We start from the raw sequence: 10,093 nt of genomic DNA, 5'->3' as shown, positions 1-10,093 counted from the left end.
GCGACCTATGTGTCGCTACATTCTAACACTAACGTTGCCCAGTTAGAGCAGAAAATAACTGACGCTATCAATCCCCGAATTCAGAAAGAAATAGAAAGTATAGGATCAAGCCGGGATAAGTATGCCGAATGGAAACTACAACCTATTAGTGATATCCACCTAAACACTGTAGCTCAAATCAGTGGACCTTTCTCTACCCAGGGCGGAGGTATTCAGCGGGTATACATTATCGGAATTGTTGGGTTGTTGGTGCTGATAGTAGCCAGTATTAACTATATGAATCTGGCTACGGCGCAGGCGGCTCGTCGGGCCCGGGAAGTAGGAGTTCGTAAAGTAAATGGAGCTTCTCGCCAGCAACTGATTTTTCAATTCCTGTCTGAAGCCATTCTCCAGTGTCTAGTAGCTTTGCCTATTGCTATCCTTCTAGCCGAACTAACTTTACCTGCTTTTGAGCAGATCACAAACCGACAACTTTCGTTGGGCTTAGCTGAGTTGAGTTTAATTGTTCCAGTGCTGCTTGGTCTGGTAGTGGTTTTAGGAATACTATCCGGTAGCTATCCGGCTTTCTTTCTAGCGGCCTATCGCCCAACTGAGGTATTGAAAGGCAAATGGCTGCGTCGCGATAAGGGGAAACTGTTGCGACAAGGAATGGTTGTGGTTCAGTTTGCGGGGGCTATTGTGGCAGCAGTGGTCATGACCTTCATCTATCGGCAAGTGCAGTACATGCAAAATCAGGAACTGGGATTTCAGTCAGAGCAAGTAATGGTGATTAAAGCCAATTCTCAGCAGACCTATGCGAAAATTCAGTCACTACGCAACCAACTGTTGCAGACCTCCCAAATAAAAGCTGTATCCGCTACCGTAAGTATGCCCGGTAGTGGTCATCCCGATTACTCTTTCAAGATAGGGGGCGTCGATATTAATAAATCGGTAAATATCTATTTTGCGGATGACAACTTCGCTCAGGCACTCAATCTGGAAGTAGAAAAAGGCCGTTTCCTAACCCCTTCCGATACTACCGCTCAAACGTTTGTAGTCAACGAGTCTTTTATAAAGGAATATGATTTGAAAGAACCGATTGGCCATCCGTTAAGCTTAGGGGGAGCTCAAGTAGCCGGAACGATTGTTGGGGTCGTAAAAGATTTTCATTACAGTAGCTTGGAGCAAGGCATTAAGCCGTTAGTGTTTTGCGGAGCAATTCCCCTCATGCGAGGAGGTTGGGTTAGCGATGTAGCGGTTCGTCTGTCAACTTCCGATTTAAGAAGCACTATTTCTGAAGTAGAACAATTCTGGAAGCAAATTGAACCGGCCCACCCTATTCGCTACTCTTTTCTGGATGATGACTTTTCGCAACTATACGCCGACCAAGAACGATTGGGCCAGACACTGCTGTGGGCTACTTTGCTGACTTTGTTAGTAGCATTGCTAGGACTATTCGGATTAGCGGCCTATATGGCGGAACAGCGCACCAAAGAAGTGGGCGTCCGTAAGGTGCTAGGAGCTACTGTTACCCAAATCACTGCCTTGTTAAGTATGGATTTTCTAAAGATAGTGCTAATTGCTGGCTTAGTGGCCGTACCCGTAGCATTTTGGTTAGCGCAGCAGTGGCTCAGCGATTTTGCCTACCGCACTTCCGTATCGGCCCTGCCGTTTGTATTGGCTATTGTAGGAGCCCTCATCACGGCAGTGGTTACCGTCGGTAGCCGGGCTATCCGAGCCGCTCGGGCCAATCCGGCTGATAGCCTACGAAGTGAATAACTATTTCAATTAAAAGTGAACAATGAATAATTTCTGTCAGATCTGACCGCGCTTAATTGTTCATTGCTAATTGTTCTTTGTTCATTGCCTTCCGTTGGCTGATAAAGTAGATCAGATCAGCAATAAAAATGATGCTGGCCCAGCCCAGAGCAGCGATAAAAATCAACTGATTATCGGGTTGAGCAACGGCAATGGCTACGTAAGCCCAAACAAATACTAATGGATACATGAAGTTCCGGGTGGCAAGTAAAACGAATACAGCTAAAGCGGCTCCCACCGAAGTCATAATGACCACCCAGATTGGCTCACTGAGACCAAGTACATCCCAGCCAGTATATTTGGCTACTACGCTAAAGTTTACAATCGTAGCTACCGAAATCCAGCCCAGGTAAATACTAAAGGGAACCCGCATCAGTCGTCGCTGCTTAGTGGGTAAACTACGATCTTTCGTCCAGATAATAACCAGTTGAATCAGCGTGACCAGAATAACCAGCATGAAAATTCCACTAAGTGCGATATATTCCAGTTGAAAAGCCACCAACCAAATACTGTTAGCTATCAGGTTAAGTACCAATGGGAACGCCGCCCGGTCGTAGACTTTATCTTCGGGCCTGCCCCGGAAGGCTTGGTAAAAAACGTAAGCCCGTAGGGTTAAGTAGATTAAGCCCCAAATAGCGAAGGCATATCCGGCGGGCGTAATTAGCGTGCTGTATTTGTCTGAGACTTCTCCGATAGTTTTACCTTCAAACAGCACTCCTTGCGAAAGATAATTCATCAGTAGCGTGACCACAAAAAGTCCGAGAGCTACCCAGCGGATGGCCGGTATCAATGCTAATTTATTCATAATTTTAATGTTAAAGTATTATCCTAGGTTAAGTTCTGGAGGATTTGGGGGCTAGTGCTCAGATCCTAAGTTCTGGGTTTGGGGTTTGATCTTTATCACCTTCCTTCAAACTCTAAATCCAAAACTATAACACAAAGACATGATAATATCTCAGCATCCCGTTAGCCTATGCTTTTCTCAACATAATACGGTATTCCAACTATCTATGAGAGTAAAAGTTCTAAGCAGTAACGGAACTTCCTTTCAACACTTGGGTTAGTATCAGTATGCAGAAGGACAGTAATACCGCCGAAATAATAGAAAAGGTTGCCAACAATCAGCCTGTTCAACAGGAACTTCAGAAAGGGTACTGGATTCAGTTAGATTTGCCGCTTCCATTGTTAATTATATTCCACCAACCGGAGGCCCGTTTAGAGTTGAATAGCTTGGTGCGAGGAGAGTCTTCTTATCTGATTGTGCCAGACAAACCCGATGCCTTGGTACCAGTGCAAGGTTTGCTAGAGGAAATAATTAAGTTGAGAGCCGGACAATACGGCTCTTTTCTCTTATTGGATATTCACTTTGATGCCACTACCCGTTCCGACCTAAAAATTTCTTATTACCACCAGAAGAGCCGCACCACAGTAGCTACCTTGGTAGAAGAGCTAACCTCGCTAAAAGTACTAAACAACGCACTTACTATTACTGAAAATCAGCACGCTTCCCCCCAAGGAAGTATTGATAAGCTGCTTGACCAACACGGTGGAATCTGGGTGCAGGTATCACTTCCCCGAATGTTTGCTCATCCTGAGCAGGGCGAATCGTACCCGGTACTACTACGTAACTTTCGCGATTATTTCTCTAATGCTCTTCGGCAAGCGTTGTATACTTTTTTACGGGTGCAGACTAATTATGAAATCACCAACCCTCGGACATTAGGTCGCACTACGGTAGATGATGCATTCTGGCAAGCTGACCAGCGACTGTACGAGTTAGAATCTTCGTTTCGCTTTCTGATGCTGGTTTCGGCTACTAATCTACGTTCGGCCTGGGAGGAGTTTCAGGCAGGAGATTATAAAAAAGCACCTACATTCTACTATCCCATTTTACCAATTGATCCGGAAGAGCGCAAGCAAGCTTTGTACAGTATCGATATTGATGCAGTTCACGATCCGGCGTTAGCTTTTATATTACGCGATAAGCGGAAAGAGCTAGATATTCAATTGGACATGCTTAATGAGCGCGGTAGCGAAAATTTTCTTTATAGCAGCATTCGCCTGTACAAGACTATCGACGAAGAACTACTCCAACTAGCGCAACTGCTGTTAGAAGAAATACCAGTACAAAAGGTTGATGCCGGTACCCACTCAGCCGAGCAGTTTGCCAAGCGGGTAGAAAAAGAGTTTGCTTATTATCGTGAGCAAGACCCAAAGTTTAATACGAAAGTTCACTTAGGCGGTACTATCCCAGGTTTAATGGTTTCGCACGGCGAACTATATATTCCCAACTCAATTATGCTGCGCCAGAGTCGGGTAGAAGCATTGATTCAGCACGAAGTAGGTACTCACGTGCTTACTTATTACAATGGCTCCCAACAACCTATACGGTTAATGCGGCTAGGTTTGGCTGATTACGATGAGTTACAGGAAGGTTTAGCTGTGCTCACAGAATATATTATTGGTGGACTAGACCCGCTACGAATGCGTCTACTAGCTGCCCGAGTGGTTGTGGCTTACGAGCGAATGAGGCACACGTCTTTTTGTGATGCGTTTGCCCTACTTACTGAGCAGTATGGTTTTCGTGCTCGCACTGCTTTCGGTACAGTAGCGCGCATTTATCAAGCAGGGGGGTTTACTAAAGATCTTATTTATTTACGAGGATTTATTCGGGTTTGGCAACATTTGCAGCAGGGGAATAGTTTAGAGCCTTTATTGATGGGTAAAATCGCTGCAAAACATATTGGCACTATTCAGGCACTACGGGAACGAGGAATTTTACAACCTCCTGCCATTAAACCCCGCTACTGGTTCGATAATGATGCTCAACAGCAATTAAGTGAATTTAGAAATACTACTGAGATTACAGATATTGTTAAAAAGATCGTTAACTAATAGGGTTAAACTTCGCTGGTGAACGTACATGCTGCCTACTATTATTAAATAATATTTTTACTACTATACTAATCACTTTTTAATCTATCATAATTATGAAAATAGCGTTCATTGTAAACGACATTGCCACTGAGATTCATACCTACACGACTATCAATTTAGCTTTTCAGGCTATGCAAATGGGTCACGAGGCTTATATTGCTGGAGTAGGCGATCTTATGTACCTATCTAATGGTCATATGGGCGCTAACGCATTCCGAGTAGAGGAAGGAGTAAAATCTACCGAAGTAATGTTAGGAGAGATGCAGACTGCCTACGAAAATTCCAGCGTCAGCTTGATTGAATCTGACATGAAACCGGTGAAGGTTACATCAGAAAACTTAGATGTAATGTTCATTCGTAACGACCCATCAGACGACCGAGAGAATCGCCCGTGGGCGCAAAGTGCTGGAGTTATCTTCGGAAAAATTGCGGTACGCAACGGAGTGATTGTGCTTAACGATCCTGAGGCACTGCATAATGCGCTTAACAAAATGTATTTTCAGCATTTTCCTGAATTAGTGCGTCCCCGTACTATTATCACCCGCGACGTGGATGATGTAAGACGGTTTTACGATGAGTGTGAGCAAAAAATTGTACTGAAGCCGCTACAAGGCTCGGGGGGAAAGGACGTATTTATGGTGAAAGGAAAAGAGGCGGCTAACCTCGATCAAATTGTGGAGGCCATCAGCCGCGATGGGTTTGTCATTGTACAGGAGTATCTACCCGCCGCTAAGGATGGAGATACCCGCATGTTCGTAGTGAATGGCCATCCGCTAGAAAACGACGGAAAGATCGCTTGCTTTCAACGAGTAAATGAAGGGGATGACTTCCGAAGCAACTTACACGCAGGGGGGCGCCCTCAAAAAGCCGAGGTTACCGATGATATGCTAAAGTTAGCGGCAGCCCTTCGCCCCAAGATTATTCAAGATGGTCTGTTTATGATCGGATTAGATATTGTAGGAGATAAACTCATGGAAATTAATGTATTCAGTCCTGGCGGTATGATGTCAGCCGGAATGCAGCAGGGTACCGAGTTCTTTCCTACCGTTATTGAAACCATTGAAAAAAAAGTATACTACCGTAAAATTTACAACGGTCGCCTTAACAACGCCACGTTGGCTATTATGGATTAATGTCGCATAAGATAAAAATACGGCGAGCTACTACCGACGATCTTTCCGAGATACTAGACCTGTTTTCTGGGTCAGTCAAACAGATTGGTCAGCAGGATTATGAACCAAAACAGATAGCAGCTTGGGCTGCCTCCGTACACAATCAGTCACGGTGGCAACGAGCAATGAGTGATCAGTACTTTCTGGTAGCCGTATCAAACGAAATTATCGTTGGGTTTGGCTCACTAGAACAAGAGTACTTAGATTTTCTCTACGTTCATCAAAACCACCAGCGCCAAGGTATTGCTAATCTACTTTATAAAGTATTAGAACAAGAAGCTGCCCGCGCCGGACACCGCCAAATTACTACCGATGCCAGTAAAACCGCCCAAGGCTTCTTCATTCGCCAAGGGTTTGACGTAATAAAGGAAAACCGAAAGCAAATAAAGGGAGTAGAGTTAACCAACTACCGGATGAGCAAAAAATTGTAGCGCGAACAACAGTTAGGCAGGTTGCTCGCGCTATTGTGCTCTCTAATTCCATAAGGCTGAGCGTAGATTATCTTTATATTTACCCACCTCTACGGTACTTTTCAGCCCTTCGTGAGTTTAACTATCAGTATGCCTGAAGTTTATGGTGATTCATCGTTACCACTGGCATAGCTTCTTCTTTTATCAAATTCGTGTTTTCGGATTTTTGGGCTAACAAGCTTTTTACCTTGTCGGGCAAGCTCCCGTGTCCGCTGGGTAGCACATGCAGCGAAAAATGCTTTAAGTACCCCAAGTACTGATATAGCGTTTTGAGCCGTAGTACCTGATCATACTTACCTATGTATAAATGGACTCTGGACCCGTGTAGACTAATGCTTTGCTGTATATTCTCCAAGTCTAGTTTGACTGCGCCGTATATTAGCATGGTATGAAACGCTCGAAACCGCTTATGCTTACTATCTAGTTGCTTCGCTATAATTTTTACTAGTGTTGTATTAATAAGTTGGCAAAAATGTAAAACGTTTAACATGCGAAACAAATACGAAGGGTCATCAACGAACTTGTTTAGTTTTTTGTACAAAAACGGGGTTCTCTGAACCAGAACTTCCACCAGATTCTTTTGAATACCGTATGGTGCAATCAGATGTAGATTCTCGATACGTTCACTAAACAGTTGATAGGTAAACAGGGCTAACTTACCTCCTAAAGAGAATCCTAGTAGACTGAACTTATCTATCTGCTCTCTGCGCAGAAAGTCTGAGAAAACTAATTTCCAGTGGTGTTCATCCAGGTAATGAGGCTGATAATTTTCGGAAGTACCGTGAAAGTATAAGTCTACGCTATAGATTGTGTACGAAGCAAAAACTGATTCGTAGGATTTAAACATAGTAGCGTCTCGGCCAAACCCATGAAAAGCAATCATAGTCAATGGGCCGGTTCCAAATTTTGTGTAATTAAGCATTGTTGTGTGGGTTTACTATTGATTATATTTTTGGGTTAAATAACAACAGCCTCTTTTACTGTAGGGCTCTGCCACAAAAGTACAAGCGTAATTTTAGAAGGGTGAATATTAGAGGTAAACATGAGGTAAGCAGCCTACTAGTAGGACGTAGACAAAGTGTAAACATGACAACTCATCAGCACCAAACTCTTCCACAATTTGCTTCAACTATTACTTTCACTCTTAATTTGTAAGCCCCTTGTTTCTAGCTACTCACGAAGTTATCTGAGCTACTTAAAAAAAATAGGATGAAGTATTTATGCAAAAGTACGTAGCATAAATGCACCACTCGGCGTATCTTTCGTGTTATAAAATCAAATAGTTAAGAAAGATAGCACAAACCGATGTACCTAATATTTGACACCGAAACTACTGGCCTACCCCGCGATTATAACGCTCCCATCTCTGATTTGGACAACTGGCCCCGACTGGTGCAGCTTTCTTGGCAGTTACACAACGCTGACGGTAGTTTGCGCTCCGCTCACGATTATATTGTAAAGCCCGAAGGATTTACTATCCCCTTTAATTCTGAGAAAGTACACGGTATCTCTACCAAGCGAGCCTTAGCCGAAGGTCATCTGCTGGGCGAAGTACTCACTAAATTCAATGAAGACCTCCAGCATACGCGTCAGGTGATTGGCCACAATGTAGACTTTGACATTAATGTGTCGGGAGCTGAGTTTCTGCGGGCAGAAATAGAAACTTCGATACTCAATATTGAAAAGGTAGATACCAAAGATTCTTCTACCGACTACTGTAAAATTCCGGGAGGACGTGGTGGTAAGTACAAGTGGCCAACCTTATCCGAACTGCACGAAAAATTATTTGGGGTACCGTTTGATGGAGCACACAACTCTGCCTTTGATGTAGATGCTACCGCCCGTTGCTTCTTTGGGCTACTGAAGGAGCAAGTAATTTCACCCTTCGATACTACTCCGTTAGCAGAAATTACTTACGAACGTCCCAATCTGGAAGAAGCGATGCGGGACATGCCGCAAAACGCTCCTCAGAAATCTAAAGTAGCTGGGCCGCCTCAGCAAAAGAAAGTAGATGTCAATAAAATTGAGACGGCACCATTTAGCCATCTCCACGTTCACTCTCAGTATTCTATTCTACAGAGCACTGCAAGTATCAAGCAGTTGGTGAGTGCCGCGAAGGAGCGGAATATGCCCGCTATTGCTATTAGTGATTTAGGGAATTTATTTGGCGCATTTAAGGCGGTAGCCGAGGGCAAGAAACAAGGGGTAAAAGTCATTATCGGTTGCGATGTCTATATGACCAAAGATCGGCATCAGAAGAAGTTTACCAAAGATTTTAAAGATCAGCGTTCAGTACAGTTATTACTGGCGAAGAACCAACAGGGGTATCAAAACTTAGCGAAGCTTTGTTCGCTAGGATATATTGAAGGTTACTACGGCGGCTTCCCCCGGGTAGATAAAGACTTAATTCAGGAGTACGCTAAAGACTTAATTGCTACTACCGGAGGCATCTCCGGAGAAATTCCTGACCTGATTCTTAATACGGGTGAGCACCAAGCCGAAGAGGCGTTCCGGTGGTGGCTAGAGGTATTTGGCAATGATTTTTACGTAGAGCTACAACGACACGGCTTGGAGGAAGAAGATCGGGTAAACGAAGTGCTGCTCCGATTAGCCGATAAGTACGGAGTGAAAGTCATCGCCACCAATAATGTTTACTACGCAAATAAAGGGGAAGCGAATGCCCACGATACGCTGCTCTGCGTGAAGAACAACGAAGTGTTATCTACTCCCATCGGTCGGGGGCGCAACTTCCGCTTTGGAATGCCTAACCACGAGTTCTACCTGAAGACCGAAGTGGAAATGAAGCAACTCTTCGCCGACCGTCCCGATGCTATTACCAATACATTTGAGATTGCCGAAAAAGCGGAGGAACTGACTTTACAGCGTGATATTCTATTACCTAATTTTACGCTTCCCGATGGCTTCACCGATCAGAACGATTATTTGCGTCACCTTTCTTACGAAGGGGCGAAACCGCGTTACGGTGAAATTACCCCAGAAATTCAGGAGCGCCTGGACCATGAGCTGAAGATCATTAAAGGCATGGGCTTTCCGGGTTATTTCCTGATTGTACAGGACTTTATCAATGCCGCTCGGGAAATGGGAGTATCGGTTGGGCCGGGCCGGGGTTCTGCCGCGGGTTCGGTAGTCGCCTACTGTACCGGAATCACCAATATTGACCCAATTGAGTATGATCTACTTTTTGAGCGTTTCCTGAATCCCGAGCGGATCAGTATGCCCGATATCGATATCGACTTTGATGATGACGGGCGGCAGGAAGTAATCAACTACGTAATTGAAAAGTACGGCCGAAACCAAGTGGCCCAGATTGTCACCTTCGGTACAATGGCGCCACGAATGTCTATCCGCGATGTGTCCCGAGTGAGTGAGCTACCGTTAGTAGATGCGAATCGACTGGCGAAACTGGTGCCGGAGCGACCCGGCACTACCTTCGATCAAGCATTAGCCGAAGTTCCCGAACTCCAACAGATTAAGCGTGGCTCCGACAAGCAAGCTGAAGTAGTCAATCTAGCTCACACACTGGTAGGTTCGGTTCGGAACACGGGAATTCACGCCGCCGGAGTGATTATTGCCCCCGACGATCTGCTGGAATACATTCCGGTGAAAACGGATAAAGACTCGGATCTTTTCGTTACCCAGTTTGATGGATCGGTGGTGGAGTCAGCCGGAATGTTGAAGATGGACTTCTTGGGGTTA

At 44.7% G+C, this 10,093-nt stretch carries 7 protein-coding genes; 5 read left to right on the top strand and 2 right to left on the bottom strand.

Annotation, left to right across the window (positions count from 1 at the left end):
• Positions 1–1,758: ABC transporter permease (locus tag WBA23_RS15075; protein ID WP_424583109.1), on the top strand; the 1,758-nt coding region annotated here is incomplete at its 5' end.
• 52 nt (positions 1,759–1,810) lie between these two features.
• On the opposite strand, the gene WBA23_RS15070 is transcribed toward WBA23_RS15075, so the two are convergent.
• Positions 1,811–2,602, bottom strand: a complete 792-nt coding sequence (locus tag WBA23_RS15070; RefSeq protein ID WP_424583108.1) for a tryptophan-rich sensory protein — start codon at positions 2,600–2,602, stop codon at positions 1,811–1,813.
• 266 nt (positions 2,603–2,868) lie between these two features.
• Between WBA23_RS15070 and WBA23_RS15065 the strand changes: the two genes are divergently transcribed.
• From WBA23_RS15065 to WBA23_RS15055, 3 genes are all read left to right on the top strand, one after another.
• Positions 2,869–4,692: a flavohemoglobin expression-modulating QEGLA motif protein gene (locus WBA23_RS15065; RefSeq protein ID WP_424583107.1), complete on the top strand. Its 1,824-nt coding sequence runs from the start codon at positions 2,869–2,871 to the stop codon at positions 4,690–4,692.
• Between the two features lie 95 nt (positions 4,693–4,787).
• A complete protein-coding gene (locus WBA23_RS15060; protein ID WP_424583106.1) occupies positions 4,788–5,867 on the top strand; it encodes a glutathione synthetase in 1,080 nt (359 codons plus the stop codon).
• The gene (locus WBA23_RS15055) at positions 5,867–6,337 is read left to right on the top strand and encodes a GNAT family N-acetyltransferase (RefSeq protein ID WP_424583105.1); all 471 of its coding nucleotides are present in this window, start codon (positions 5,867–5,869) and stop codon (positions 6,335–6,337) included. Before WBA23_RS15060 ends, WBA23_RS15055 begins: the two co-directional genes overlap by 1 nt.
• A 124-nt stretch (positions 6,338–6,461) precedes the next feature.
• Here the strand turns inward: WBA23_RS15055 and WBA23_RS15050 are convergent, their stop codons facing one another.
• Complete coding sequence (locus tag WBA23_RS15050; RefSeq protein WP_424583104.1) at positions 6,462–7,298, bottom strand: alpha/beta hydrolase; 837 nt, start codon at positions 7,296–7,298, stop codon at positions 6,462–6,464.
• A 383-nt stretch (positions 7,299–7,681) separates the two neighbouring features.
• Here WBA23_RS15050 and dnaE point away from each other — a divergent pair.
• Positions 7,682–10,093: DNA polymerase III subunit alpha (dnaE, locus tag WBA23_RS15045; RefSeq protein WP_424583103.1), on the top strand; the 2,412-nt coding region annotated here is incomplete at its 3' end.

Source organism: Tunicatimonas sp. (genome assembly GCF_049647865.1).
GTDB lineage: Bacteria > Bacteroidota > Bacteroidia > Cytophagales > Cyclobacteriaceae > Tunicatimonas.
This window is presented reverse-complemented; position numbering and strand designations above follow the sequence as displayed.